This is a genomic window from Streptomyces sp. cf386 (assembly GCF_900103585.1).
Taxonomy (GTDB): Bacteria; Actinomycetota; Actinomycetes; order Streptomycetales; family Streptomycetaceae; genus Streptomyces.
Window position 1 is genome coordinate 57,049 of sequence record NZ_FNHV01000029.1, and the last position, 25,668, is coordinate 82,716.

The 25,668-nt window shown below is 67.6% G+C and carries 26 protein-coding genes; 10 read left to right on the forward strand and 16 right to left on the reverse strand.

From position 1 onward, the window contains the following. The first annotated feature begins 7 nt into the window (after positions 1-7). Positions 8-439 (forward strand): hypothetical protein, encoded by a 432-nt coding sequence (locus BLU79_RS42820; protein ID WP_093911461.1) that lies wholly within the window; start codon positions 8-10, stop codon positions 437-439. A gap of 86 nt (positions 440-525) precedes the next feature. Here BLU79_RS42820 and BLU79_RS42825 read toward each other — a convergent pair whose 3' ends face one another. The 5 genes from BLU79_RS42825 to BLU79_RS42845 all read right to left on the reverse strand — a co-directional run bounded on the left by BLU79_RS42825 (position 526) and on the right by BLU79_RS42845 (position 4,600). Continuing rightward, entirely contained in the window at positions 526-1,254 is a 729-nt protein-coding gene (locus tag BLU79_RS42825; RefSeq protein ID WP_093911462.1) for a DUF2625 domain-containing protein, read from the reverse strand. Between the two features lie 124 nt (positions 1,255-1,378). After that, positions 1,379-2,848 carry a UvrD-helicase domain-containing protein gene (locus BLU79_RS42830; RefSeq protein ID WP_093911463.1) on the reverse strand — a complete coding sequence of 490 codons (1,470 nt, stop codon included), beginning with the start codon at positions 2,846-2,848 and terminating at the stop codon, positions 1,379-1,381. Continuing rightward, on the reverse strand, positions 2,845-3,321 hold the full coding sequence (locus tag BLU79_RS42835) for a hypothetical protein (RefSeq protein WP_093911464.1): 477 nt from the start codon (positions 3,319-3,321) through the stop codon (positions 2,845-2,847). Before BLU79_RS42835 ends, BLU79_RS42830 begins: the two co-directional genes overlap by 4 nt. Continuing rightward, positions 3,318-4,166 (reverse strand): DUF6083 domain-containing protein, encoded by an 849-nt coding sequence (locus tag BLU79_RS42840; RefSeq protein WP_093911465.1) that lies wholly within the window; start codon positions 4,164-4,166, stop codon positions 3,318-3,320. The genes BLU79_RS42835 and BLU79_RS42840 overlap by 4 nt, the downstream gene beginning before the upstream one ends. Positions 4,167-4,336: 170 nt before the next feature. Further along, a complete protein-coding gene (locus tag BLU79_RS42845; RefSeq protein ID WP_093911466.1) occupies positions 4,337-4,600 on the reverse strand; it encodes a helix-turn-helix transcriptional regulator in 264 nt (87 codons plus the stop codon). Between the two features lie 176 nt (positions 4,601-4,776). Here BLU79_RS42845 and BLU79_RS42850 point away from each other — a divergent pair, with 176 nt between their 5' ends. Continuing rightward, the gene (locus BLU79_RS42850; RefSeq protein ID WP_093911467.1) at positions 4,777-5,829 is read left to right on the forward strand and encodes a hypothetical protein; all 1,053 of its coding nucleotides are present in this window, start codon (positions 4,777-4,779) and stop codon (positions 5,827-5,829) included. Between the two features lie 201 nt (positions 5,830-6,030). Continuing rightward, positions 6,031-6,663, forward strand: coding sequence for a hypothetical protein (locus tag BLU79_RS42855; RefSeq protein WP_093911468.1), 633 nt, complete (start codon positions 6,031-6,033; stop codon positions 6,661-6,663). A gap of 524 nt (positions 6,664-7,187) precedes the next feature. On the opposite strand, the gene BLU79_RS50190 is transcribed toward BLU79_RS42855, so the two are convergent. Continuing rightward, positions 7,188-7,820, reverse strand: a complete 633-nt coding sequence (locus BLU79_RS50190) for a helix-turn-helix domain-containing protein (RefSeq protein WP_371132055.1) — start codon at positions 7,818-7,820, stop codon at positions 7,188-7,190. 711 nt (positions 7,821-8,531) lie between these two features. Here BLU79_RS50190 and BLU79_RS42865 point away from each other — a divergent pair. Then, positions 8,532-10,136: a PIN domain-containing protein gene (locus BLU79_RS42865; RefSeq protein WP_143052573.1), complete on the forward strand. Its 1,605-nt coding sequence runs from the start codon at positions 8,532-8,534 to the stop codon at positions 10,134-10,136. A 334-nt stretch (positions 10,137-10,470) separates the two neighbouring features. Here the strand turns inward: BLU79_RS42865 and BLU79_RS42870 are convergent, their stop codons facing one another. From BLU79_RS42870 to BLU79_RS42890, 4 genes are all read right to left on the reverse strand, one after another. After that, entirely contained in the window at positions 10,471-11,094 is a 624-nt protein-coding gene (locus BLU79_RS42870; protein WP_093911470.1) for a hypothetical protein, read from the reverse strand. A 4-nt stretch (positions 11,095-11,098) separates the two neighbouring features. Beyond that, positions 11,099-11,743, reverse strand: a complete 645-nt coding sequence (locus tag BLU79_RS42875; protein WP_093911471.1) for a sigma-70 family RNA polymerase sigma factor — start codon at positions 11,741-11,743, stop codon at positions 11,099-11,101. Between the two features lie 5 nt (positions 11,744-11,748). Further along, positions 11,749-11,949, reverse strand: coding sequence for a hypothetical protein (locus BLU79_RS42880; protein ID WP_093911472.1), 201 nt, complete (start codon positions 11,947-11,949; stop codon positions 11,749-11,751). A gap of 852 nt (positions 11,950-12,801) precedes the next feature. Continuing rightward, positions 12,802-13,713, reverse strand: a complete 912-nt coding sequence (locus BLU79_RS42890) for a hypothetical protein (RefSeq protein ID WP_143052574.1) — start codon at positions 13,711-13,713, stop codon at positions 12,802-12,804. A gap of 841 nt (positions 13,714-14,554) precedes the next feature. On the opposite strand from BLU79_RS42890, the gene BLU79_RS42895 reads away from it, so the two are divergent. Both BLU79_RS42895 and BLU79_RS42900 read left to right on the forward strand, forming a co-directional pair. Beyond that, positions 14,555-14,845 (forward strand): hypothetical protein, encoded by a 291-nt coding sequence (locus BLU79_RS42895; RefSeq protein WP_093911474.1) that lies wholly within the window; start codon positions 14,555-14,557, stop codon positions 14,843-14,845. Further along, the gene (locus BLU79_RS42900) at positions 14,842-15,570 is read left to right on the forward strand and encodes a helix-turn-helix domain-containing protein (RefSeq protein WP_093911475.1); all 729 of its coding nucleotides are present in this window, start codon (positions 14,842-14,844) and stop codon (positions 15,568-15,570) included. Before BLU79_RS42895 ends, BLU79_RS42900 begins: the two co-directional genes overlap by 4 nt. A 64-nt stretch (positions 15,571-15,634) precedes the next feature. On the opposite strand, the gene BLU79_RS48510 is transcribed toward BLU79_RS42900, so the two are convergent. The 4 genes from BLU79_RS48510 to BLU79_RS42915 all read right to left on the reverse strand — a co-directional run bounded on the left by BLU79_RS48510 (position 15,635) and on the right by BLU79_RS42915 (position 19,322). Then, positions 15,635-15,811, reverse strand: a complete 177-nt coding sequence (locus BLU79_RS48510) for a hypothetical protein (RefSeq protein ID WP_177001408.1) — start codon at positions 15,809-15,811, stop codon at positions 15,635-15,637. 119 nt (positions 15,812-15,930) lie between these two features. Continuing rightward, positions 15,931-18,558 (reverse strand): RelA/SpoT family protein, encoded by a 2,628-nt coding sequence (locus BLU79_RS42905; protein ID WP_256333686.1) that lies wholly within the window; start codon positions 18,556-18,558, stop codon positions 15,931-15,933. After that, complete coding sequence (locus tag BLU79_RS42910; protein WP_093911476.1) at positions 18,558-19,079, reverse strand: RNA polymerase sigma factor; 522 nt, start codon at positions 19,077-19,079, stop codon at positions 18,558-18,560. The genes BLU79_RS42905 and BLU79_RS42910 overlap by 1 nt, the downstream gene beginning before the upstream one ends. A 27-nt stretch (positions 19,080-19,106) precedes the next feature. After that, positions 19,107-19,322 carry a hypothetical protein gene (locus BLU79_RS42915; RefSeq protein WP_093911477.1) on the reverse strand — a complete coding sequence of 72 codons (216 nt, stop codon included), beginning with the start codon at positions 19,320-19,322 and terminating at the stop codon, positions 19,107-19,109. Between the two features lie 374 nt (positions 19,323-19,696). Between BLU79_RS42915 and BLU79_RS42920 the strand changes: the two genes are divergently transcribed. The 3 genes from BLU79_RS42920 to BLU79_RS42930 are packed head-to-tail and all read left to right on the forward strand — an operon-like array spanning position 19,697 to position 21,114. Continuing rightward, complete coding sequence (locus BLU79_RS42920; RefSeq protein ID WP_093911478.1) at positions 19,697-19,939, forward strand: hypothetical protein; 243 nt, start codon at positions 19,697-19,699, stop codon at positions 19,937-19,939. 4 nt (positions 19,940-19,943) lie between these two features. Beyond that, entirely contained in the window at positions 19,944-20,504 is a 561-nt protein-coding gene (locus tag BLU79_RS42925; RefSeq protein ID WP_093911479.1) for an RNA polymerase sigma factor, read from the forward strand. After that, a complete protein-coding gene (locus BLU79_RS42930; RefSeq protein WP_093911480.1) occupies positions 20,497-21,114 on the forward strand; it encodes a hypothetical protein in 618 nt (205 codons plus the stop codon). Before BLU79_RS42925 ends, BLU79_RS42930 begins: the two co-directional genes overlap by 8 nt. Positions 21,115-21,121: 7 nt before the next feature. On the opposite strand, the gene BLU79_RS42935 is transcribed toward BLU79_RS42930, so the two are convergent. Further along, positions 21,122-21,475 (reverse strand): hypothetical protein, encoded by a 354-nt coding sequence (locus BLU79_RS42935; protein ID WP_093911481.1) that lies wholly within the window; start codon positions 21,473-21,475, stop codon positions 21,122-21,124. Positions 21,476-22,146: 671 nt separating this feature from the next. Here BLU79_RS42935 and BLU79_RS42940 point away from each other — a divergent pair. Continuing rightward, on the forward strand, positions 22,147-23,982 hold the full coding sequence (locus BLU79_RS42940; RefSeq protein WP_143052575.1) for a hypothetical protein: 1,836 nt from the start codon (positions 22,147-22,149) through the stop codon (positions 23,980-23,982). 77 nt (positions 23,983-24,059) lie between these two features. Here the strand turns inward: BLU79_RS42940 and BLU79_RS42945 are convergent, their stop codons facing one another. After that, the gene (locus BLU79_RS42945; protein ID WP_093911483.1) at positions 24,060-24,992 is read right to left on the reverse strand and encodes an SMI1/KNR4 family protein; all 933 of its coding nucleotides are present in this window, start codon (positions 24,990-24,992) and stop codon (positions 24,060-24,062) included. Positions 24,993-25,668: the final 676 nt, after the last annotated feature.

Genomic DNA, 25,668 nt, shown 5'->3' on the forward strand with positions numbered 1-25,668 from the left:
ATTACCCATGAGCAGGAACATCGGTATTAAATTCCACTTCGATGGCACGATTTCTGCGCCAGATATTATTGGATCGCTCGTACGGGGCGGCTGGAGATTGGACGACGGTGGACGCATTAGCTACCTCGTGGAGTCCGATATGACCGATTGGGAGAACGAGGCACTCAGTGCCGAGTCTGCCGTTATTGGCGAGATGGAGAAAGCGCGCCAATCCCACGGAGCCTGCGCCGTCATCCTCACCTGGGAGGCGACGGGTGTCGGAGGCTCCTTCCTTTTGTCGTCTGCCGGCCATAAGCTCTTGCTGGACCCTAGGGTGGATACCGTCTACCGCCAAGATATTGACGACTATGTCGACTTTGAATGGTATCTCGCCAGGATCCTTCCCGCAGTCGGAACGCTTGGACTAACCGGCTACGAGATCTCCGACCTGCCGTATTAACTAATGGAACACGAGAACTCGGCCTGGCCTTCACCGGGATCGCCGCCGCTCTGATCTGCTCCCGCCCACTGGACAGAGCGCCCGATTCACACGGAGCCGAGAAAGCCCGGATCAACTCCATCGAACTGTCGGCATGATTCCCGAGCAACGCCAAGCAGCTCTCTCATGGGCACAGCGCGACGGCTGGTCGCGGAGACGTCTTGGCGCGCCTCGGCAGACCACAACGGCGGTGACAGTGACAGGCCCTGATCGCTGTTCAGCGCCCGGACCTCCTCCTTCCAGCCGGGCCAGCGCAGATCGGCGTAGAACTCATCGAGTGCCCCGGACACCAGCCAGGCCAGCCACGTCGAGTGACCAACACCAAGAGCCTCCCAGCGAAGGGAATCCGGTGCGAAGTAGACAACCTCGCCAGGGGCGCCGGGACGGTCGGCGCCGACGGGAGCGGCCCCGTTGAGAGCGAAGACGCCGCCCAGCACGTCGTGTGCCACCACCAGGCCGGCCTCCGGCCGCCAGCCTGGGTCGAATGTTCCAGGGAACTGATTCACGCGAGCCAGTCCAGGCACCCCGGGCGCAGCACCGCTCACCGGGCTGCCGAAGACCCGCAGCCATCCGTCGTCCACCAGCAGACCGCCGCAGTGCAGCACCACCGCGCCCAGGTACGACCTGGCCGTGACCTGCAGCTGAAGAATCGATGCCCTACCCAGATCGCCATCGGGCGGAAGCACCTCTACAGACACCCCACTTGTATCGAGTGTCTCCCTGAGTTCCGGCCAGGCCGGTTCCTCGATGTCGATCAGCTGGCTCAACTCACGCATGCCCGCATCGTCGCACCCACATTGTGCGTCCCGACCGGCAGGGCATTTCGATGAACCACCCGCCTATCGAGATGGCCTCGAAGATCTTCCGACCGGCCATCGCAACCTGGGGTCACCCGGCTGTTCAGCCGGCCGGTGTGCCGTCAGGGTGGTCGTGGATCCACGATAGTCCGCCCAGGTCGAGGCGTTGGCGGGTGCGGGTGACGGCTACGTAGGCGAGGCGGGCTTCGGCGTCATCGATGGGATCGGGGGGCGTCGTGCTGTCTGTCTGGTCGTCAGCGCTGTTGTCTTTGTGGCGGGCGAAGTCGCCTGCGATGAGTACGCGACGCCATTCGCGTCCTTTGGCCTTGTGTGCGGTGGAGACGGTGACCTGAGCATGTGATTCGGGCACGAGCTGGGCGACGGACGCGAGGATCGCGTCGGTGCCGTGGGTGTCGACGAGGTTGACCAGAGGCTGCAGGTCGCGTCCTGCCGGGTCGTGGGCGGCGTAGTCCTGCAGGTCTCCCCAGCAGGGGAAGAGGATCAGTTCGGGGTGGTGAGTGCGCCGGCCCTCTTTCAGATCGCGGGCCGCGAGGGCCAGGGCCTGCAGGCTGTCTCCTCCCCCGGCCAGGGCAACTTGGTATCCGGCGGCCATGAGGGTCATGACCTGGGCCATGGCGCCGACGTTCGTGCGGCACAGTACGGCGTCCGGCTGGGTGACGGGGCCGAGTTCGGTGGGCACGGCGGGGGTACCGGTGAGACGGATGGGGGCGTCGGCCAGGTGCAGCCAGCGGTTGGCTTCCGCTGCGAGCTCGGGTCCGAAGCGGAAGGACTGCGACAGGGCTAGGTGGGTGCCGTCGAAGCCGGTCATGACATCTTTGGCGCCGCGCCAGTGGTAGATGGCCTGGGCGGAGTCACCGACCATGACCAGCTGGGCGTGGTCGCGCTGGCTGAGGAAGATCTGTTCGACTGCGGGGTCGGTGTCCTGCGCCTCGTCCAGGAGCAGGAAATCGGCGTCGATGCGTGGCTGGGCGAGGGCCCAGATCTTGAGGTAGTGGTCGTGGTCGAAGCGCACAGGGCCGTCGTGGGGTTGTTGCAGGTCGGCCCAGGCTCTGCGGGCGAACGGCACGAGGTGGGCGGCGAGTTCTGTGTGCAGGTCCGGGTCTTCCAGGCCGCGTAGGCAGGCCACGTGGTGGCGGGTGATGGCCTCATCGGCGCTGTGGCAGAAGCGGTTGACGGTGCGCAGGACGGCGTTCGACAGGGCGCGTTGGGAGACTTCACGGTCGCCGATACGGATGGCTTTGGTGAGGCCGAGGGCGTTGCCGGTCTGCCAGGCTGGTCGGCGGGGCGCGTTCAAGCGGCGCATGTAGCGGTGGCCGACGGCGGCGTAGGCGAGTGAGTGGGCGGTTTTGCACTGGACGGTGGGCGGGAAGCGGGTGCGTGCGTCCTGGGCGATGGCGCGGTTGTAGGCGAGGTAGCGGCCGCGGCGCTTGGTGGTGCGGGCGAGCAGGGTGAGGGTGGTGGTCTTGCCGGTGCCTGCACCGGCCTGCAGTGCCAGGTGTTCGCCGGCGGCGAAGGCGTCGGCTGCTGCCGTCTGTTCGTCGGTCGGGTTCATGGCGTGGGGCCTTCCAGGGGGCGGGTGAGGGCGTGCCCGACGGCGGACAGCAGGTGTGCGGGGGTGGCATGGGCGAGGAGTTGGCGTACGGCGTGGTCGAGGCGGTCTGCCTCCCGGTCGGCGTGTTCGGCCAGGGCGCGGTGGAGGGCCTCCCGTACGAAGCGTTCGGGGGTGAGGCCCGCGCGGCGGGCGTCCCGTTTCAGGGCGGTGTAGGTGGCGGGTGGGAAGGCGAGGTTGAGCAGGACGTGTCCGTGGGCGTCCGGGTAGTGGGTGGTGATCACGTCGATGGGCAGCCGGGGGGTGAGGCGCAGGCGGTGAGCGGCCCGTTCGGGGGTTTTGCCGCCCGCAACGGCCATGAGCCGGGTGGCGTCGCGGTTGGCGGCGAGCGGCCAGGCGTGGGCGGCGTGGCGCAGTTCGGCCGATGTCAGGGGCCGGGTCAGCGCGATTTCCAGGGCGTGGTGCGGCATGGTCACCGGTTTCTGCGCGGGCGGGCCGGAGGGTGGGGCAGGCGGGTGCGGATGTGTGCCGTGTGCAGGAGGGGGTCGAAGGGTTGCCATCCCGCCGGGGCGAGGTCGGCGGCGCCGGGGGCGGCGACGTGTTGGGGGCAGCGCTGGGCGCGCCAGCGCAGTTGCTCGCTGTAGGGGAGGTGGCCCAGGTCGTAGACGGACATGAGGGCGTCGGGCAGGGTGAGTTGGCCGCGGCGGCGGGGGGTGGGCAGCAGTCTCCAGGTACCGGCCGGTCTGGTGGGGGCGAGGACGGGGTGGGGGCAGCGGTGGCGGTGGCGGGTCTGGGCCACGCAGCGGATGTGCTCGATGGTGTGCTCGGCGAGGTAGCGGCACAGCAGCATCTGCACGACGGGGCGGGCGGGGTGCTGGGCGGTCTGTGAACTGGTGGTGGGTGGGGCGGGGGTGAAGGCGCCGGTGTCGGTCAGGCGGCGGGTTCGGACGGCGAGGTGGCGGCGGATCGCGTTGAGGTGGGGGCCGGTGCGGCAGAGGGGGGTGCGGCAGGGGCAGAGCACGGCGTGCGGGATGCGGCACCATGGGCTGCCGTCCCCGTGTGGGTAGGCGATGCCGCCGCCCAGATGCCAGCGGCAGGGTTCGGGGACGAGCGTGGCGGTCAGTTCGGTGGGGTGCAGGGCGATGGGCCGTTGGTCGGCGCGCTGGTAGAGGTCGATGCGGTTGCCGCACCGGCGGCAGCGGCTGCTTTGGCCGGCGCGCAGTAGGCGGGTGGGGCTGGTGGCGGCCACTTGCAGGGGTCGGGGGTGTCGGGTGATGCGGGGGCTGCCGTCCCAGTGTCGGCCGGCGGGAGTGGAGCACATGGGCCGGACCGTGCCATGCGACACGCGGTGACGGGCAACGTGGCGGGGTGTGTGTCCCCTGGCCAGCCCAGCGGGTTCGAACGGACGATCCGGTGAACGGTCTGTTGTTCGACGCCTGTTCCTCGGTTCGGGTGATCTGCGGCAGGGCCCTGGATCGGGGGTGCCGGGCGTCAGGCCCCTTGCGTGCCGGGCGGGGTGTGGTCGTCGCAGAGGGCGCCGAGGAGGTGCTCGATGGGCACGTCGAAGGTGTGGGCGAGGGCGTGCCAGGTGGTGACGGTGCCAGTGGTGCGGCCGTGTTCGAGGTCGATGAGGGTGCGCCGGGCCAGGCCGCTGCGGCCGGCAAGTTCGTCGAAGGTCCAGCCGCGCTCGCCCCGCAGGCGCGCGAGGTTGACGCGCAGCGCGATGAGGTCGGGGTCGGGCGGCAAGATCGTCACCCCACCATCCGAAGGTGCAGACACCTGCCCTGTCAGTGCAGACCTCTGCACTATTTGCCTGGGTGGTGAGGACGGCCATCAAGGTGCAGGGCTCTGCACTACCGTGCGTCTTCCCGGCCTCCGCGGCCGGAGTACTGACCACCCCGGGCACGGACCGACGGGAGGACGACCAGCCCATGAGGCTCGCCGACGCGCACGCAGCAGTGCGGCGCATCTGGACAGTGGAACTGCGTCCGCGACCGGGCGGCCCCGCTCTCATCTGTCCCTCCTGCACCGCCCATACGGCTCCGCTCACGGGATCCTCGGCGCGGTCGGCTGCCCTGGCTCATCTGGCCTGCCATGCCCGCGCCGACGCGCTGCCCGCCCATCTGCGCAGCTGCCAGTGCCAGGCGCGGGGCTGCCGGTGGCATCCGCGTCACCGCGGCTGCGCCGGACCGGTACTGCTCGCCCTCACCCGGGATGGCAGCGGCCGCACCTGGCGGCTGGCCGACACCTGCGCGGCCTGTGCCGCGGCGACCAGCCATACGGCCGTGGTGCCAGACACCCTGTCCGGTTCTCCCGGGCCGTCATCCTCCCCCTGCCCGTCTGCGCCCGCGCGCCGGTTCCACTCCGGGCTCCAGGAGCGGGTGCGGGTGCAGGAGATGCTCACCTACCTCGGCGCCGCGCTGCCCCGGTTCACCTCCCCCGCCGCCCGGCTGCTGGCCCTGCAGTGCGCGCTGCGCACTGACATCCGTGGGCATGTCCGGCTGCCGGCAGGCCTGTTGCAGGGCATGCGCCTGCGCCAGAACCGCGAGCTGTGGCTGGAGCTGGCCCATGCAGGCTGGCTCGCATTGCCGGACTTCCGGGCGCTGCCGGTGCAGGTGCGGCTGCTCGACGCCGCGGTGCTGGACCAGGCGCCCGGCCGCCGTGCCCGTTGCCGCGCCGCCGACTGGGCACTGCGGCCTGTCCCCCTGGTCCTGCCCGCCGCAGCGCCCGCACTGCGGCTGACCGCTCTCGTACTGGCCGCACACACATGCACCCGCGGCGAACACAGCGCCGACATGGACATCCTCACCCGCCTGTGCGGACACTCCCCGCAGCAGACCGGCGAACTGCTCGACCGGCTGGTAGCCACACGCACCCTGGAGGCATGGCAGCACAACCGACAGACCGACGAGGTGTTCTGGCAACTGCCCCAGCCGCAGGCACAGCCACACTCCGTCGGACTGCCTCGCCGACACCGGGCATGAGAATAGTGAGACTGTCTCAAGAGTAAGAAGACACCACCTGGCACGAACAACCAGCGCTGTTTGTCCGTACCATCTGTACGCCGAGGCATCTTGCGGTACTTGCGGCGCCCTGCCGGGCCGCCGATACCTCGCCGAAGAGGGGCGTCACGCACATGTGACACAGCCCCGCACGTCGTTCATTCGCCGAGGAAGGTCAGCCCCATGCCCGAGACAACAGCTCCCGCCACCGAACTGACATCGCAGTACGTCGCCCAGGTGACCAACGACCTCGAACGCAATGCCAAAGAGCAGGAACGCATCAGCGCGGAGATCGCATCCCTGCAAGAGCAGCTTGCCGCGGTACAGCACGATCACACGGTGCTGGTGAACGTACAGCAGGCGCTCGGCATCACCAAGGCGTCTGCCCAGCCCGCAGCAGAGGCCGAGAGCGCCGCGGTGCCCTCCCCCCGGCAGAAGGCCGGAGCCGCGCGCGGCGGGAAGCAAAAGGCCCGGAAGTCCGTCGCCGCACCGCACAAGGCAGCGCCCAAGAAGCCCGTGGCCAAGTCGGCGGATGCCGCAAAGACGGCCCAGCCCACCCTGGTCGAACTCATCCGCCGCCACCTCCTCGAACTCAAGGAACCCCGCTCTGCTGCAGAGATCTCTGCAGCACTCGGCCAGGCCCACCCCGAGCGCCAGATCGCGGCCAAGGTCGTGCGAGTCACGCTCGAGGGACTCGTGGCCAAGAGCCAAGCAGAGCGCACCAAGCAAGGAAGGTCCGTGTTCTACACCGCCCCCGCACCCAAGTCGGCGGCTGCGCCTGAGGCCGAGGCACAGCCCGCACAGGCTGACCACTGACAGCCCTGCGTGGAGTGGCAGTTGCCTTCCAGTGGCGATCGATGGGGGGCGACAGGTGCGGACCTCGAGGTGGATGATGTGGGCGTCGGGGGATGCGCCCGGTCTCCACGAGCCATTGATGTACGGCGGTGTGACGTCGCCGCCTGCACGCAAAACTCCCTCTCCACGACCCACCGGTAGGTGCCTGCCCAGCAGCAGCGACTCCAGGCGCCCCCACAGCTCATCCGACACAATCCACGGCGGCGCCCCCCACCAAGGCGAACGCCAAACACCCGCTCCGGACGCGGCACCAGGAGCGATGCATGTTAGCCGTTGTAAGTCAGGCGCCAGAGCTGTGCGGCTCACTCGCCTTGCACCTGACCCTCAGCAGTCCCGCCCCGCACCACCGTCCGATGCCGAACGCTCCTGTGCCACCGGTAGGCCCGATCGGCAAGAGCGGACCGGCGATCGCCGACTGCCAGGACGCGCTCGGACGCGCTTGCGGCAGGCTCATCAGACCGGCAGCGTTCCGGCCCCTTACGGTGTCAGTTCGCGTTGGGTGGAGATGGCGGTTCATGCAGGTGAAGGAACGACGAGTTTTCCATTTCCCGTACCGCCACGTCAGGTATGCGATAGGTCCGTCCCACACGGATTGCCTGCAGCTGGCCGCTGTGGATCATCCGGTACACCGCCTGTTTGGACAGGTCGAGTAGGAGTGCTGCCTCAACTGGAGTCAGGTAGACAACGTCTCGCAGCGAGGATCCCCGCGGCAGGCATGCCGTTCCTAGGGTCTCGGAGGGCTGCGCTCCCTCCGAGACGGCGCCCCCTCCGTCCTGCCGACGCTCAGCCGCCCGGACCCACAACTCGCACATCAGCCGCCGGTTGATGGCCGCTCGTTCAGGGTTCGCGAGCGGTCCCCTGCGCGTCAGCAGGTCGACGAGTTCGTAAACGACCTCGAGCGCAGGCAGACGCGCGCTGCTGAACGCGTCATGAATCGTGCTCCGGGAGATCCATGTCTTGTCGGACGGGCCTCCGGGTTCCCTCTCTTTCTCGTGATTGACTTCTTTTTCCATTTGCCTGCAACTAGGCATCCCGGCACGCACATGAATGGAGTGCAGCAGCCGATTCAGTGACCTGTGGGCGCCCTCAGGCAGGTCTGGCTTCCCCAGTATCGCCACGGCATCCCCCTTGCCGTCCGAAAGTGTCCGAGCCTGTCCTCCCCAGGATCCATGCGTCCAGCCAGTAAAGAAAGACGGCGGTCGGCCGTCCGACTGTGACAGACGTTACCAATGAGGCTTTTCAAAAGCAGTGGGGATATCCATGCTCGAGTTACGAGAGCGGCAATCGACGATCGAATAACTCGAGGGAGAATTCCTATGTCACGTGTGGCGCGCAGGCCGAACGAACGAGTGTCCGGGCGGTGTAGGCCTGGCTCGTCCCGCCGCAGGACAACCTGTCGGTCTCCTCGGCTCGATAGGCGTCGTGGACGGCGTTCCACAGCGGAACCTCGCAAGTCCCTTGGTATCCGGCGCGGAGCTGGCAAGCGGCCCTCAGATGACGAGCAGCGCCTGAGGCAGGACCTACGCAGCGGCGTCGTCGTTGGAGTAGTCAGTGGAGCTGTGCGTGTGTTCGTGGTCTGGCTAGCGGAGCACGGGCACTTGGGCAACTGAGGCTGCGGGGGCGTCTTCAGGGCAACCTTGTGCGTGAGGGGTGCCGTCCATCGGCACGGATCGAGCCGTTGTTGCCGGACGGACGTCGAAGCGGGGCGGGCGGTGGCGGGATCACCGGCAGGTGATCCCGCCACGCCTGGAAGTCACGATTGAAGGAAGAGCAGCCTGCTTCTTGATCTGGTTGAGATACTTCCTCCCCAGTCAGACGGGGAGGCTAGATTGATCATCTTTGATGCGAACGCGGTGAACCTCCTGTCGCCTGAAGGACCGCGTGCGGACATCATCCGGAAGTTGCGGCAATCGCGCCATCACAGAGTGGCTGTGCCGTGGATGGTGCTGGAGGAATTGGCTGCTCACCAGGCGAACCTCTACCCGGTCAAGCACCAGGCGGTCCTGAACACCCTGGAGAAGCTGCGTGCCATCCTCCCCTGGGAGCCGGAGAACTCGCTGGAGCCGCTGGACCTGGAGCGTCTCCTGGATCACTGGCGGAAGGTCTACGGAGAGATCTTCGAGGTGATTGAGACCAGCGACGGAGTCATCCGCAGAGCGTTCCAGCGGGAGGCGATGGCCCTGCCGCCTACGAAGCGCGGAAAGGACCACTCTGAAGGTGGCCGCGATGCGGCGATCTGGTTCTCCATCCTGGAGTTCCTCAAACAGAACCCGGACGAGCATGTCCACTTCGTCACGAACAACAGCACTGATTTCAGCGACGGGATCGGCTATCCGTACCCGATGAACGAAGACATCCGCGGCATGGAACACCGCCTCACCTTGCTGCAGGACTTCGACCAGGTCGTCTCCCAGTTCACCAAGGAGGTGTCCGGGACGGATGCGGAGGCAGCCGCAGGTGAGCTCCTGAGGTCGTTGCCTGTGCGGGAGCGGGTTTCCCAGACGGCCGTAGAGGTTCTCAGCTCCCCCACCGGTTTCGCTGGCTTGGGGACCACCGACGTCACGGTGGAGTGGCGTGAGTGGCTGGCCTCACCCGAGGTCGATCTCCTCAGTGTCACGGATGTTACGGGGCACGAGATCGAAGGCGACGTCTGGTACACGGCCAAGGCCAGCTGGCTGCTGTACGGCCTCGCCCTCAACGGAGAGGAAGCAAGCGCCCGCTACGTCTCCTGCGTGTGGCACATGAAGGTCCTCTTTTCGACAGCCGAGGGCGATGAGGCGCCGACTCTTCTCGCAACAGAAGAACCCCTGCCGCCAGACACTGACGACGAACCGTGCATGAAAATTCTGCAGGACCTCAAGAAGCGAGTCACCGGCGTTGCCGCAGGTGTGAAGCAGAATCTCCTCGCCGCGCAGTCCTCCGTGGAACGCCTGGCCACCGAACAGCTCCCACCTTCCCTGCGCGAGTTCAAACTCGCCACCGACCAGTGGGCTCGAAAGCTCGCTGCTGACAGGGCAGCGCTGCAAGCCTTGATCGACACCCCGACGACAGGATTGGCTCAGAAACTCGCCGCAGACCGAGCCGCGCTACAAGCTCTGCTCGACACCACCCCGGCGAACAAGATCGCCCGGCAGTTCGCCGAAAACCAGGCAGCACTTCGGGCCCTGATCGATCCCCCGTCGAGGTTCGTCCGGCAGCTCGCTGAAAATCAGGCCGCGCTACAGGGACTACAGGCTCTGCTGGCCCCTCAAATGACATTCGCCCAGCGGCTCGCCGACTCCATGGCGAAGCTCGACATCGCCACCACGGCGCCGCAACCGACTGCTGGTGACGATGCGCCTGATGACAATGCAGAGCAGCCGGAATCCCCAGGGGACGTTGGAGATGCGCCCACGCAGGAACCGGATGCCGACGGTGGCGACCATGATGAATAGCACAACAGGCGTTACCGTCCAGCAGCCCTCGGCTACAGCGTGGCGCGGACGCCTCACGATCGTTGAACAACACAACTCCATAGATCGGGCCCCGGGGATGCACCGCTTTCCCCGGGGCCCGTGGGTGTGTCCGAAGCGCGGTCAGTTCTCTCCGGCCGCCGTGGCGGTGAGCCAGTCGGCGGCTTCGGCGTCGGTCAGGAGGAGGGCCTGCGTCTGGTGGGCGTTGCCGTCCTGGACGACGTGGACGCGGCCCTGGTTCGCTGTTCTTCGGGGCGGGCTGCGCCACCTCGCCCGCTACTGGGAGACCTTCCGGCAGAAGGGGCAGTTTCCCGGCTCAGCAGGCGTCGGCGAGTTCTTCGATCTGGTCGGCGAGACGGTGGTCGGGGTGGTGGAACTGGGCGCCGGCGACTTCGTCGACCTGGAGGCGTTCGACCGCTTCGCGCAGGGCCTCGGTGTGGCTGCGTAGCTGGCGGCGGCGAGGGGATGCGGGTGTGAGGTGGATGTTGGTGTCCAGGGTGAGGGCCTGGTGTGCCCAGTGGTCGGCGTCGCGTAGTTCGCCGCGGCGCAGGTGGAGCAGATGCAGGCAGTAGGCGGCGGTGGCGTTGCCGGCGCCGGCGGCGAACTGCCACCACCACAGGGCTCCGTCGGGCTGTTGGGCGAGGTTGAGCAGGCAGCCGAAGTGCAGGGCGCCGTCGGCGTCGAAGGGTACGTCGACGATGCGGCTTAGGTGTTCGGCGGCGTCGTCACTGTGGAGGAGTTCGGCGGACAGGGCCTGGAGGTCGGCGTCGGCGCGGCTGAGGGAGGTGGGGAGGTGTCCTTCGGGGGCGGGGCGGGCGCCGAACATGAGCACGGCGGTCACGTCGCGGACGATCTCCTGCTTGAGGTCGTCCAGGTCGTCGTCGGTGACCGTGTCCGGGAGGGCTGCCTGGTCGAGAATCTCGTCGAAGCTGCGCGGCACGGTCTTACTCCTTCTCGTCGTCGTCACCCAGGTCGATGCCGAGCTTGGTGGCGATCCTTTTGCGGGCCAGGCGGCGGTGTGTGCGGACGGTGCCCGCGTTGATGCCCATGATGTTGGCGACCTGCTTGGGCGGGTAGCCCAGTGCGTATTGCAGGATCATCACGTCGAATTGGCGCTCGGGCAGCTCAGCTATCGCCGTGTAGAGGCCGATCGGGGACTCCAGGACCGCGAGCTGCTTGCGCATGTGCTCCAGCGTGGCGCGGGCGGCTTCGTGGACGGCGGTGGTTCGCTCGTTCGCGGCCGGGGCGGTGCTGCGGCCGTCGGCGGTGGGGGTGACGGTCATGCGCATGTGGATCTCGACGCGCATCTTCAGCAGCCGCCACGCGTATGCCTCCGGGCCGCCTTCCTCCAGGAGGACCGCGGACCAGTTCAGGGCGAGGTGGGTGTAGAGGCGGCGCACGACGGCCTTGGCGGCCTTCATGTCGCCCAGCACGGTGGCGGCGTAGCGCACCTGGGGTCTGGCGTACATCCCGTAGAAGACTTCCAGGGTCGCCGGCATCTCGTAGTCGACACCCTGCAAGGCGTTCAGTTCCTCCTTGAAGGAGGTGGGGAGGGTGTGCTGCGCATCGCTGTCCTCGGGCGTGGTCATCGCGCTCAGCCCTCCCCGTCCCGGGAAGTGACCGCCGCTGGCGCCGGGTCGGGCGCCGGCCGGGCCGTCTGGGTCTGCAGCAGCTCGGCGACACCGACCCGGGCGATGGCACGCAGCAAAGTGCGCAGCCCCGCATGGAGGTCGGGGAGGAAAACGCGCAGTGCGGTGATCACCACCAGCAGCGCGAGCAGATCGTTCACGGTCACAGGACCCCTGTCCTCTCCTGCTAACACAGCGTCAACTCACCCTGGCCATAGGGCGGCTGCGCCGGAGGGCACCTCTGTGGGCCCTCGATGGCAGGATTTCGGATCGGAGGGGCGAAACGCGCATGGCCCAGCCGACCAATTTTTGACACAAGGTGACCAGCCAGCCACACAGGGGAATAGACCTTGCCGCTAAGTTACCGCTCAGGCACCCTGCGCGAGCAGGCGTAACGGTCGCCGCGCGGCCAACGGAAGGCCCCATTCACCCCCGGGGAACACATACCCAACCCCCCGAACACGTGATGGAAGTCACACTAGTTGAACGTTTTGACACCTGAGCAACCATCGTGCCTGCTCGCGCTTTTGCGGGCGGGCCGCGATCAGAATCGATCTGCGAACGTCAGGCTCTGTCACCACACCGGCGGTCGCCATGCGGCTGGTCATGAGTCGGCTGACTCCTGGCGGAGCAGGTCAGGGCGGGCATCGGCGAGGTCGAAGGCTCTTCTGAGGCCCTCCCTGAGGGCGGGTTCGATCCGGTAGATCCGCCTGCGGTCGTCCAGCTCCAGGAGTTTGGACCGGCTGTCCGGGCCGACCCTCGCACGGCGCGGATAGCGGTGAGCGTTCCGCCGATCTTGTTCAGCGGGATCGGCGTCGTGGAGTGGTCGGCGAAGTACTCCTGGACTGCGTCGTAGGAGGCCGTGCCGCCCAGTCCGACCGGGCGCCGCAGTACAGCCCGGGCACCAGGCAGCACAGTGGCTCGGCCCCGCCGCATTGTTCCGCCGGCGCAAGTAGGCGTCCGGCCTCGACCGCCCCTCTTCCTCATCGCCCGGCCCGAGCTGCTGTTTTGACGAGCCCCTACGAGCGCGGCCAGGCGGCCGGGACGGTCGGCGGCAGCGGGATCTCATCCATCCTCAGCCACAGCTCCCGACCGGTCTGGTCGGCCACGCGGAACCTCACGTCCCCGCCCTCGTCGGCCTCGTACCGGGCATCTCCGACGGCCCGCAGCAGGGCTCGCAGCCTCGGATGGGGGGCCTGCATCGCCCGGCCGCGCACGCCCTCGCCGCGCAGGGCCGCCAGGGTGAAGGAAGCTGCATTCACCCCGGTGCGGTGGTGGCGGTCGGCGTGGGCGGCCATCTCCGGGTGTTCCACGATGGAGGCCAGCGCGTCCGGGCCGGCGATCGTGTACGTGAGCACCAGGTCGCCGCGCTGGAGCATCACCTGGGCTCCCGGCTCCATCAACATCCCGCAGTCGTGGGTCGGCAGGGCCACCTTGCCAATCATCGGCCCGGCACCGATCTCACGGACCTCGTCGAACTGCTCCACGGTGGCGTCCACGAACCGCTCGGAGTCCGGCAGCACCAGCACGCAGTGCCCGTTCCACGAGGTCCCGGACCAGCTCGGCGTGAGTGAGCCGTAGCGAGTGCCGCTTCCGTCCTTGCACTGAACCGCCAGGTCGACCGGCAGCAGTTCAGCCCGGACACCGAGCTGGCCGTAGGCATGCCGCAACGTCATGCACGCATCCACGCACACGTTCGCCGGGACCCGGCCGTCCGCGAGGGCCGCCCACAGGTGCGGCAGCACCAGTTCCACCAGCTGGTCCGGCTTCGCGTGCTGCAGCAGCGTCGCCGTCTGGTCCATGCTGCCGCGTAGGTGCATCCCGCCTGCCGGCAGAACCGGGGCTGCGTCCCGCGGGCGCGGTACCGAGGGCTCACGTGAGGCCCGCTTCTGTGGTACCCGGTGCTTCCTGCCCCGCTTCTGCTTCGACATGGACAGAGCGTAAAGATCCCAACCACTCCTGCAACAGAGCGCGTTCACGCCGCCACCGGCACTGATCAGGCCTTCGAAGGCACGCGGCTTTCCTCGGCGTCGGCGGCCTTGGAGAGGCGCCCCGGGCGTCGTCTCCAAGGGGCACCGCCGTCTCGGGGTTAGCCGAGGCGGGTGTCCCTCAACCCTCAATTCCTTCCGCAGAGGTGACCTTTCACCTCGTGGGCAGCCCGACCTCTACCGTGATCAGGACTGCCCATGGCTCTGCACGAGCACCCGTCGGTCGCCGTACCAATCTTGGGATCCGGGAACAAAGAAGGGCCGGTACCTGCAAAGCAGGCCCGGCCCTCCCCTACAGGACATGCTCCACCATGACCCGCGGTTGCCTCGCTTCAGCTGTGGTTGGACCCAGTAGCGAAGAGGCATAGGCCGCACCCCCCGGTTTGGGAAGTCCAGCCGTACGGCGAGCATCGCAACTGGGAGAGCTCGTACGCAAACGCACATTGGATGCGAGTGGGCAATCGTCTCGATTCGTCGCATCAGCTAGTTCGAGAGTCCTTGATCGCGTCTATCTGACCAGGCACTACGCGTCCTTAGCACAAGAAGACGGGCCTCTTCCTCCGAGGGGGAGGTGACCGTGGATGGCCGTGCACCAATGACCCGAAACTAGGCCTTCCGAGTGTGGCCCAAACGCCTCTCCCTGCCATGCTGGGGAACAGCAGGCCGAGAACCAAGCTTTCGGGTGGCTCCAACCGCTCGTGGTGATCAGCCAGTTGGACCCAGTAGCGGACAAGCCGTCCGGCGGATCGTCGTATTCGCCGGACGGCTCATAAGAGGAGGCATCGTGCCCCGCGATCCCCAGGACCACCCAGAGAAAACGGCAGTTGAGCCGACTTCGGCTGACGCGACCGCGCCTGAGACTGTGCGCCGGTTCGGAGCCGCCGAAGCTTCCGTGATCATCGTGCTCGTCCTGACGGCCGCAACCCTCGCCTACACCGGCATGGCGATGCTGGCGATCCTTCAGCTGTTGCTGGGGGCAGGCCTCATCGGCGCTGTCACGATCACGTTCGCCCACGCCCGGCCGGGCAAGCGGCTCTCGAAAATGCTCCGCGCGATGCTCGGGGCCGCGCAGTGAAGCGGGGACGGGCAGGACGCCCGGAGAAGCCGATCAGTCGGGAACTCAAGTCGAACGCGCAGCTCGCTGCGTTCCTCCGCAAGCGCCGTGCTGCGGGCGACTGGACGTACGAGGAAGTGGCCGAACAGTCCGACGGGCTCAGCCGACAGACCCTTCAGCGCGCCGCGGCCGGCGGCATGACGGTGCCGAGTTGGCCGGTCGTGTCCGCCTTCATCCGCGCCACAAGCCCGCTGCGCGAGACCGATGTCGAGCTGGAACGGGCCACGAAGACGGCGTTGGACCTCTGGCGCAAGGCTCGGTACGAACAGCGGCAGAAGACGATGTCTCGCCGTCCCGAGCCCCCGGTGCTCGCGCTGGTGCGTTCGGAGGCCGACTTGGCCGCCGTGCTCGTCGAGTTGTACGAGCGATCGGGGGCGCCGTCGATGAAGACCATGGAGCGTCGCGCTGGCGGCCTCGGCATACTGCCGCACAGCACCGCTCACCGGATCGTCACCCGCAAGACCCTGCCCTACACGCTCGTACAGTTCGACGCCTTCCTGAACGCGTGCGATGTACCCATGAAACGTCGCGACCCCTGGTACGCGATGTGGGCAAGAGTCGTCGGCATGCACCCAATCGAGCTCAAGTCGGAGCTGGCCAAGCTGCATGCCTCTCCGCCTTCTGAGGGGCGCGTGCGGTCGATCGCTGACACCCCGGCCAGAGGTTTCCTGGCCAACGCCGCATAAGCGGTTCGAAGGCGGAGGGCCCGGCATTCCGTGGCCCTCCGCCTTCATGCTGTTGGCCCACAGATCACACGGCGTCAGCTGCCTTGGGTGGCCGGCCCCAGCCCTGGCCCCGGTCAATCGCGGCGAGCAGGACCGGCTCGAACCCGGCGGCCGCGAGGTCAGCGTCGTCGATGAGGCCGGCCTCTGCGAGGACGGACAGCTGGACGGCCTGCTCGATGCCCTCCACCCACGCATCGCGCACGGCCTGGCGGACGTCGACGCGTGCCTGCAGCTCGGCGGTGGGGTCCCCCTCGCTCGGAGGCCACGTGCGGGACGGTCTCCACCGGACATCACCAGGCGCGCAGAGCGCGCCGGCGGCGATCAGCGGCGGGAAGCAGTGACGCGGTAGACGTCGTACACGCCCTCGACACCGCGGACCGCCTTCAGGACGTGCCCGAGGTGCTTCGGGTCGCCCATCTCGAAGGTGAAGCGGGAGGTGGCGACGCGGTCGCGGGAGGTCTGCACGGCCGCCGAGCGGATGTTGACGTGCTGGTTGAAAAGCACACGGGCGACGTCCGACAGGAGCCCGGCGCGGTCCAGGGCCTCAACCTCGATGGCAACCAGGAAAACCGAGGACTGGGTGGGCGCCCACTCGACTTCAAGGATGCGCTCGGGCTCACGGGACAGTGCCTCCATGTTCACGCAGTCGCTGCGGTGAACCGATACCCCGCTACCGCGCGTGGCGAAGCCGATGATCGGGTCACCGGGTACCGGCGTACAACAGCGGGCCAGCCTGACCGACGCGCCCTCAACACCTCTGACAATGACGCCCGGGTAGGCGCTGGATCCGTGCTTACGGCCGCGGCCGCGGGCCGGCGGAACCGACTCCTCGATCTCCTCCATGGCGGCTTCCTCACCGCCGAGCGCCTGGACGAAGTTCTGCACGACATTCTGCGCGGAGACGTGTCCCTCGCCGATCGCCGCGTACAGCGCGGAGATGTCCGGGTAGCGCATCTCGTGCGCGAGCGTGACCAGCGAGTCACCGGTCAGGATGCGCCGGATCGGCAAATTCTGCTTGCGCATCGCGCGGACCATGGCGTCCTTGCCCTGCTCGATCGCCTCGTCGCGGCACTCCCGGGAGAACCACGCCCGGATCTTGTTACGGGCGCGCGGTGACTTCACGAAGTTCAGCCAGTCCCGGGACGGTCCGGCGCCGGCCGCCTTCGAGGTGAAGACCTCCACCAAGTCGCCGTTGTCCAGGGTGGATTCGAGGGGTACGAGGCGTCCGTTGACCCGGGCCCCTATGGTGCAGTGGCCGACCTCGGTGTGGACGGCGTACGCGAAGTCGACCGGGGTGGCCCCGACCGGGAGCGCTATGACGTCGCCCTTCGGCGTGAAGACGAAGACCTCGGTGCGGGACAGGTCGAAGCGCAGCGACTCCAGGAACTCGCTGGGGTCCTCGGTCTCCTTCTGCCAGTCGAGGATCTGCCGCAGCCACGCCATGTCGTTGATGGCGGCCATGTCCTTGCCAGCCTTGGGCACGTCGGTACGTACCTTGGAAGCGCCGACGGCCTCCTGCTTGTACTTCCAGTGCGCGGCGATGCCGTACTCGGCACGGCGGTGCATGTCGAACGTGCGGATCTGCAGTTCGACCGGCTTGCCGTTGGGGCCGATGACCGTCGTGTGCAGCGACTGGTACATGTTGAACTTCGGCATCGCGATGTAGTCCTTGAACCGGCCGGGGACCGGGTTCCATCGCGCGTGCACGGTGCCGAGGGCCGCGTAGCAGTCGCGGACCGTGTCGACCAGTACACGAATGCCCACCAGGTCGTAGATCTCCGCGAAGTCACGGCCTCGGACGATCATCTTCTGGTAGACGCTGTAGTAGTGCTTCGGGCGGCCGGTGACGGTCGCCTTGATGTGGGCGGCGCGCAGCTCGGCCTGGGCCTCGTCGGTCACCATGGCGAGGTATTCGTCGCGCTTGGGGGCGCGTTCGGAGACCAGCCGTACGATCTCGTCGTACATCTTGGGGTAGAGGATCGCGAAGGCGAGGTCCTCCAGCTCCCATTTGATGGTGTTCATGCCGAGGCGATGGGCGAGCGGCGCGTAGATCTCCAGGGTCTCGCGCGCCTTCTTCTCCTGCTTCTCGCGCTTGAGGTAGCGCATGGTGCGCATGTTGTGCAGGCGGTCGGCGAGCTTGATGACCAGGACGCGGGGGTCCTTGGCCATGGCGACGACCATCTTTCGCACGGTCTCGGCCTGCGCGGCCTCGCCGAACTTGACCTTGTCCAGCTTGGTGACGCCGTCGACGAGCAGGGCCACGGAGTCGCCGAATTCGCGGTGCAGGTCGTAGAGGTCGTACTGGGTGCCCTCGACGGTGTCGTGCAGCAGGCCCGCCATCAGCGTGGCCGGATCCATACCCAGCTCGGCGAGGATCGTGGTCACCGCGAGCGGGTGCGTGATGTACGGGTCGCCGCTCTTGCGCTTCTGGCCGCGGTGCCAGCGCTCGGCGACCTGGTAGGCCTTCTCGATCTGGCGGAGCGTGGCCGTCTCGATCTTCGCATCGTTGCTGCGGACTATGCGCAGCAACGGCTCCAGCACCGGCTCGTACGGATTGGAGCGCTGGACACCGAGACGGGCAAGACGGGCCCGGACACGGTTGGAGGAACCGGAGCGGGCCGGCTGACGGGCGGACGGGCGGACGGGCGGAGCGGGCGGAGCGGGCTTGGGACGTGCCCACTCTGGCCCCGCCTCAGCGGGGGAGCTTCGTCTACCTTCGCGGACCGCTCGTAGAGCTTCGCGGATCTCCTCTGGCCCCGCCTCAACGGAGGAGCCACGCAGTCCTTCACGCACGGTCTGGGCAGCCGCCTCGTCTGAGGAGGCCAGGAGTTGGTCGAGCGGATCAGCAGAGCCCTGCGGAGCCGGAGGACGTGGAGATGCAGAGGTGGTGTCCCTGGCCATTGGCGGTGCGGTATCGGACTGTCCAGCCTTTGCTCCATGCTCGGGCATCAGTCCTCACCTCCCAGCCCCGGTAGGAGTCGGTCTTTCAGACGTTTCCGCGCCTCCGACAGGCTTACACGAACCGCCCCTGGTGTCGCGTCCACGAGCTCTGCGATTTCTCTGGGTTGGTACCCGTCTATGGTCCAGGCCATTACCTCGCGTTGGCGCTGCGACAGTTGGCGGATGGCTGCGAACACCCGTCGTTCCCGATCAGCGAGTTCGATGGAGCCGATGGACGGATCCTCCGGGGCTGGCAGGTCCTCCGAGGGGGGCTCGGCATTCTCCCATCGGGCTCCGGCAACGGACCTGAAGTAGGCGTTCCTGATCGAGACACGCACGTAGCCGCCCAGGTTGCTGATCTGCTGTCGGCGCACGAACGCCTCTGTGGTCGCGTCCTGAACCAGGTCTTGGGCCTGTTGCTGCCCCGCACCGAGCCGTATCGCGAAAAGGACCAGCTTCGGCCAGTCGCGGTCGTACCACTCCGCAAAGCGTGCCCTCCCGTCGTCCGGATCGGGGGGAGGGGGGGCCATGGGTAACGTCTCCGAGTCTGGTGACCGCTAGAGCGAGCCATCGTCAGTCGAGTCCGCGCCGACCGGTTCGATGGAACCGACCCGGATGCGGACACCGGTGCAATCATCGATGTACACGCTGCCCGCCGGTAGTTCCCTGCTGACCCTAAGCACCCTGCCGTGCCGGTATCGCTCACGGAGCCAGGTCGTGAGCAGTGTCAAACCACATCCGGTCAATGCGGCCACGATGCTGAAGAAGGTCACGGCTCGTCTCCTCCCAACCAAGTTGGCAGCGGCTCCAACTGGGTTCTGCACCCGGCGCCGCCCGTCTGGTTTCTAGGAGTCAACCGTCGCCCAAAACGTTAGCTCCGAATCCGAAACTCGTGATCGACAGAGGGCTGCGATCCAGGAAGACACCGTGGCGCACGAGTAGTTCATAGAGGTCAGCGGCCCCTCGAGCGTCGCTCCGGGGGCGCCGGTCGTCTCTTGGCCTTTCCCCTGCGGTACTTGGGGGTTGCTCAGCCCGGCCTTCAGAGCTGCTCTACGCGTGGGAACGTATTGCCCTGTCACACATCGGCCGCTTCCTGCTTAAGGAGGCAGACACGGCGCGGCGGGCGCCGTCGGGACGTGGAGCACGCATGGATCCAGTGACGATCGCGGTCACGGCGGGAGCCGCGGCGGGAGGGTACCTGCTGCGCCTCGGGTACCGGTGGATCAAGGCCCGCGCTGAGGTACGCCGCGCGGAACTGGAGCAGCAGGGCCTGTCGGAGCGCATCCGCTGCCTGCCGACCGGCAGCCGGCTGACGGAGAAGAGCGCCGACCGCGAGGTCGACATCACGGTCGGCGGCATCCACCCGGCTGCCGGGAACCAGGAGAGGTGAGCCCGTGGCCGAACCCCCGGTGACGGCCGGGACCGAGGCTCAGCACCGCCCAGCGGTGCTGAGTCAACCGGCCGTCCAGCGCGACAACTTCGAGGCCTTCTACACCCGCGAGATGCGGGCCGTGTCGGTGTTCTTGATGCACCAGGGCGCCACGCCCTACGAAGCCGCCGACGCCGCCCACGAAGCCATCGCCAAACTCCTGCCCGATCAATGGCGCACCCTGGAGCACCCCAGGGCCTGGCTGCGCGTCACCGCTCAACGCTGCTACTGGCGTCAGGACGACTGCCGCACGCTCCCGACGGACCCGGTGCCCGACCGCCCCGGCGGAACCTGCCCGGTCGCCGAAGTCGTGCTCACCGACACCCAGCAGCAGCTCGTGGACGCGCTGCAGCAGCTCACCCCCGGCAGGCGCACCGTCATGGCCTGGTTACTCGACGGCTTCGACTACGCCGAAATCGCTCAGATGCTCGGCATGACGCCTGCCGCCGTACGGCAGAACATCTGCCGGGCCCGCAAAGACCTGATCGCCATCCTCGACCTCGACCAGGGGGACGCACATGACTGACCGCACGCCCCACGAGGGCGGACGTCACACTCCCGAGGACCTGCTCGACGCCCTGCTGACCGGCAACCACGTCGAACTGCTGGACACCATGACCCGGGCCCTCGACACCGACGCCGGCCTCCGGGCACTGGCACCCCTGCGCACCGCTCCACCGGCAAAGATCAAGGACCGCGCCAGCGAAGCGACGGCCCCTCACACACCTCCCCAGACCCTCGCGGACCACGACGCACCGATGCACATCGACGGGGATCCTTACCCGGCGATCGAGTTGATCCGTGACCTCGTCGAGGCCCTGCTGGAGCTGCGGCGCTCGCCAGCCGTGTCCTCGGCGAACGAGGAGGAATCCATCATGTGCGCCGCGGCTCTGCAGGAACTGTCCGATGGCCTGGAACGACGCGTCATGGCACGCGGCGAGGCCATTGAGCTTCTCACGGAGGCTGCGCGGCACCTGGAGGTTCTGCAGAGCCTCTTTCCCCGCTCATTCGATCTCAGTCCCGCTTTCCCCGTCAGCGAGGTCATCGCGGCGTTCGCCGAGCACCTGAAGAAGATCCGCGTGGCGGTAGCCCACATGTTCGATGACGCGTACGGCAACATCTCCATCGAGTACTGAGAGCAGATCATCGGTGGTTGGTGTAGCCACCGGAGCCCGGGACCGGCCAACAGCCAGCCCCGGGCCCGACGGTGGTCACATGGCGTCGGCCCTCTTGGAGGCGGCCCCAGCCCTGGCTCCGGTCGATCGCGGCGAGCAGGACCAGCTCCCAGCCGGCGGCCGCGAGCGCGGCGTCGTCGGCCAGGCCCGCCTCGGCGAGGACGGACAGCTGGACCGTGTGCTCGATGCCCTCCGCCCACGCGTCGCGTACGGCCTGGCGCACGGCGACGCGGGCCTGCAGCTCGGCGGTGGAGTTCTCCTCGCCGTCGCGGCGGAGCCCGGCGAGGACGCGGCCGCGGGCGGCGACGGCGCCCAGGAGCACGGCGGCCTTCTCGATCGGGCTGCGCCGGCGCCGTCAGGGCCTTGGGCTGCACCCCGGGCGTAGCTGCTCCATGCGAGTGGGCAGCGGCTCCCAGGACGGCTGCCCGGCACTCTCGATGTTCGTCTCAATGACTGCCCTGGTCCATGCGCGGGCCTGGCCCCTGGGGCATGAGGGGCGTTCCCGGCCGAGTGACCGTGGCGCCTCCGAGCCGGGCTGCATGACCTGGCTGCCGCTGGCTTCCCCCGTGAACTCCCCTCGCACTACCGCCAATTCGCGCCCATCAACTCATCGATAAGCACCCTTGGCTTGAATGCCTTCCTGTCCGGTAAACCATGATCTTGGCCATGTTGCCTGTGTGGGGGCTGTGATGGGGTTGCGGATTGGCGTGTACAACTCACACACCTACAAGGGGGATTGGCGAAGTGAGACCTTTACGTGCGTCGGCATTGCGGCAGGTTGCCGTTGGTGCCGTGCTGGCGCTATTGGCGGGGGCGGGCACGGCAGCGGCGGCCTCTACGCCGCCTGCGCCCGGTCTGGGAGCTTCCCCGGCCGCGGTGGCCGCAGCAGGGCCGCAGGATCTGGCGGCCATTGCCGCTGGGGGTGAGCGGCCGGTGTCCGGCAGGAGCCCCTCAGCCGGCCCGAAGTTCTCCAAGTCGGGAACCGTCTGGCGGGTGATTACCCCGGATGTGGTGCTGCGCAACACCGTGACCGACGCGGACGGCGACACCTCGAATCTGACGTTCCAGGTGTACACCACGAACGCGGACGGCACTCCGAAGGCCGAGGTCGACCTCGACGGGACGGGCGAGTACGACGTGTTGGTGTCGTCGTATGTGTCCTCCGGCGGGACGGCGAAGGTGACCGTGCCGTACGGCTTGCTCAAGCCCGGCGTGCTGTACAAGTTCCGCACCTCCGCCTACGACGGCAGCCTGTACGAGACGACCTGGTCCCCGTGGGCGGACTTCCGCATCGAGCCCTACATGAAGTTCCCCGCGGCGCAGACATCGTCGACGATCGACTCGACCCTGCAGGAACTCGACGAGATCAACCGGACGGATCCGGGTCCGGCCCTGCCGGCGTTCGACGCGAGCGGCGCGGTGAAGCGGGAGGCCACTCAGAAGCGGACCTGCGGCACGCAGGACGCCCAGGGCCGCCAGGTGTGCATCGAGCTGTCCGCTCCCACCAAGGAGTCCCAGGCCCGCGCGAAGCAGCGAGCCGAGGCGTTGCGCGACGCTGAGGAGGCCAAGGCCCGCAAGGCCGGTAAGTCTCCTGCTGAGGCTGCCCGGGTGGCGGCTGCCGCGCCTGCGGTGGAGCTGGTCGACTGGTGTTATGACAAGCCGGTGGGCAAGGACCTCATGAGCCGCACCGAGGCGTGCCTGAAGAACATCGGGTCGGCGAAGCTGACGTTCGTCGACATTGGGCGGGATGTGACGATCGGCTTCGCCACGTTCGATTTCGAGCAGCGGATCAAGGCGTATCCGAACAAGGGCGCGTCCGGGTCGGACTTCGCCGAGTTCGACCAGCAGATCGCGATCACGCCGGTCTCCATCGATCAGGAGCTTGAAGGCGTCACGATGAAGTGGAACGCCGGGCTGTCGTGCTCGTCGTGTGTGACGTCGAAGACTCGGTGGGCGGACAACCAGAACAACCCTGCGGGTGACAACGCCTACTGGGACGCGGACGACTGGAGCCCGACCAGCGGCCGGTGGGGCACCATCCAGACCACCTGGTCCGGCACGGGCAAGGAGACCATCGACCTGGGCTGGTCGGTGACCGCGACCGTGGACGCCAGCGACACCGCGAGCGACACGGCGAGCTTCGGGACCTCCGGGATCGACAGCGTGCGGGAGCTTGCGCCGCGCTGCGACGACATCGTCAAGGGCTCGGCGCCGGGCTGTGTGCTGCCGTTCTTCAAGCTGGACTGGACGGTGGACACCAACCTGTACCCGGCCGCCGGCGCGTACTACTGGTACATGCAGCAGGTGATGCCCGACCACGCCGGCTCCCGGCGGTGGGACTCGCTGATGCACTACCTGGGTCCGGACACGCCGGTGAAGAACAGCGCCGGCGGTACGTGGACGTCGGACAACAGCCGTACCCGCGTGTGTGACAGCACCTGGAGTGTGCACCGGTCTGATGCGTCGGTGGGGTCGGTCGACTGTGACGAGTTCGCTATGGCCTCGACGCACGAGTCCGGCGGCTACCCCAACAGCGTGAACCTGGTGACGTCGGGCAGCAAGTGCGCCCAGCTGTTCACCGACAAGATGGGCGACGGTTCGGCGAACTTCGGCATCCTCGCGGACACCCGCACGGCGACGAACGGGCCGAGCGGTACGGAGCGGTGCGGGCGTGCGGCGATCCCCAGCGTGCAGAATCAGCGGGCGTTCAGCGGGTTCCCGGCTCCGTCGTGGCGGATGCTGGACGGTGACGGGTTCTTCGTGAACCTTCCGGGATTCGAGCACTGCACGTCGGCCGCGACGACCTGCACATGGCGCAAGATCGGCTGACGTAGCCTGCGCGGCAGCAGGTGCAGCAGGAAGGCGGGGCCGGTCTCACAGGGCCGGTCCCGCCTTCTCGTGTGTGGTCAGCCGGTCAGGGGCTGCCACCGCTCTTCCTGCGCGGAGTCGAGCCTGCTGCCCCACACCAGCGCCCCACCGACCACGCCGGGCTTGTCCCGCGTGGCCAGGGCCGGGGCCTCGAGCATGTCGGCGACGTCCTCCAGGTAGGTGACCAGCGTGTCGAGTTCGTCCCCGGGCCCTTCGTTGTAGCGGGACCAGCGGCCCAGGTAGCCGGTCGCAGCGTCCACGTACCAGCCCGAGGTGCGGTCAACTGGGCCGTAGGAGACGACCGGAATCCACGTCGGCTTCCACACGGTGATCCGGTCGTACTCGGGACGGCGGGCGTTGAGGGTGTCCTGGTGAGCCTGGGAATCCAACTGCTGCCGGTAGAAGTCGGCTACCGCGTCCAGACTCATCAGAGCCTGGTTACCGGGCAGGCATCCCCCGCCGTTGACGCCGTCGTCGCCTGCGGTCAAAAGCCACAGGGCGCGCAGGCCAGCGGGTATCCGGATGCCGAGGTCGCCTTCCAGGGCGGTGATGGTGGCAGGGCTCGCGCCGGCGCGGAGCGCAGCGTGGGAGTCGGGGGCATGGTGCTGAAGCCAGCGGGTGATGCGCTGCCAGACGTCGGTGATCTCTCGTCCGGTGACCTCGTCGGAGCCGGAAGCAGCAGGCTCCTGCTGGTCCTGGGCGTCGTCGGCGAGCTCGGCAGAGGGGGCGGCCAGGTTCACGTACCGGATCTCGATCCGGTCAGGCTCGCGTAGGTAGCCGATCGCCAGGTCGGGGCAGTCCTCGAACAGGTCGCCGTCGACCATCACGGTAAGGATGCCGGGCAGACCCGAGGGCTGGCCCATGTCCGGGTCGTCGGCCAACTGGCCGGCCAGGACCTTCAGAGCGTACGGGACGCCGACCCCGAGCTGGGCGGCGGAGTCACGCACGTGCTGGGGGAACTCGACGATCACGGCCTGCTGCTCCTTGTTGGTCGGGGAGTGCGTTGCCCCTCACACAGTAGGCCGCTCGCACTCAGCCCCGGGTGGTGCGATAGAGCCCCAACCGGGCGAAGCGCGACTCACAATTCCTCTGATTGCGCTGCAATTACTATGTGAGCAGCTGAAATGAACGCCTCCCGTGCCTCCCCATGGGCCTCAGGGCGGGTGTCGAGAAACACGCCTCGTTGCTCTTCACCGCCGGCAGGATCAAATATGTGCGGGTTCTCAGCTAGGTGATCCAAGAGAGCAAGCATAGGAGCGTGCAAGCACTGCGCAGCCTCCGCAAGTTCCAGGGGACCGAGCGTGCAAACCCGAGACACCAGTCCCGCAACAGCAAGGCACCTCATACCCATCTGCTGCTGAGACAGCTGCTCCGCCTCCTCTAACTCCCCTCGCTCAATGTGGCCCCAGAAGAGCCCCTCCTCCCGTATCCATTCGTCAGCCTCCCTGGTCAGAGCCTCGCATGCATCCAAGCGCAGTTGCCGCAGCCAGTGCTGGTGCTCTGCACGAGCCTGGTCCCGCACCTGCTGGCGTGTGGCTTGAGCCGTCTTTTCTGCACCGATGCGCGCACCGATGATCGCAGCGACACCGCCCACGATGGCTCCTGTGAGACCTACTGCCCCGGTGATGAACGATTCCCACCCTTGAC

Excerpts from the sequence above, each read along its gene's own strand:
- BLU79_RS42820 (WP_093911461.1), top strand. The coding sequence starts at position 8 with ATGAGCAGGAACATCGGTATTAAATTCCACTTCGATGGCACGATTTCT.
- BLU79_RS42825 (WP_093911462.1), bottom strand. The coding sequence starts at position 1,254 with ATGCGTGAGTTGAGCCAGCTGATCGACATCGAGGAACCGGCCTGGCCG.
- BLU79_RS42830 (WP_093911463.1), bottom strand. The coding sequence starts at position 2,848 with ATGAACCCGACCGACGAACAGACGGCAGCAGCCGACGCCTTCGCCGCC.
- BLU79_RS42840 (WP_093911465.1), bottom strand. The coding sequence starts at position 4,166 with ATGTGCTCCACTCCCGCCGGCCGACACTGGGACGGCAGCCCCCGCATC.
- BLU79_RS42850 (WP_093911467.1), top strand. The coding sequence starts at position 4,777 with ATGAGGCTCGCCGACGCGCACGCAGCAGTGCGGCGCATCTGGACAGTG.
- BLU79_RS42855 (WP_093911468.1), top strand. The coding sequence starts at position 6,031 with ATGCCCGAGACAACAGCTCCCGCCACCGAACTGACATCGCAGTACGTC.
- BLU79_RS42875 (WP_093911471.1), bottom strand. The coding sequence starts at position 11,743 with ATGACCACGCCCGAGGACAGCGATGCGCAGCACACCCTCCCCACCTCC.
- BLU79_RS42890 (WP_143052574.1), bottom strand. The coding sequence starts at position 13,713 with ATGTCGAAGCAGAAGCGGGGCAGGAAGCACCGGGTACCACAGAAGCGG.
- BLU79_RS42905 (WP_256333686.1), bottom strand. The coding sequence starts at position 18,558 with ATGCCCGAGCATGGAGCAAAGGCTGGACAGTCCGATACCGCACCGCCA.
- BLU79_RS42910 (WP_093911476.1), bottom strand. The coding sequence starts at position 19,079 with ATGGCCCCCCCTCCCCCCGATCCGGACGACGGGAGGGCACGCTTTGCG.
- BLU79_RS42920 (WP_093911478.1), top strand. The coding sequence starts at position 19,697 with ATGGATCCAGTGACGATCGCGGTCACGGCGGGAGCCGCGGCGGGAGGG.
- BLU79_RS42930 (WP_093911480.1), top strand. The coding sequence starts at position 20,497 with ATGACTGACCGCACGCCCCACGAGGGCGGACGTCACACTCCCGAGGAC.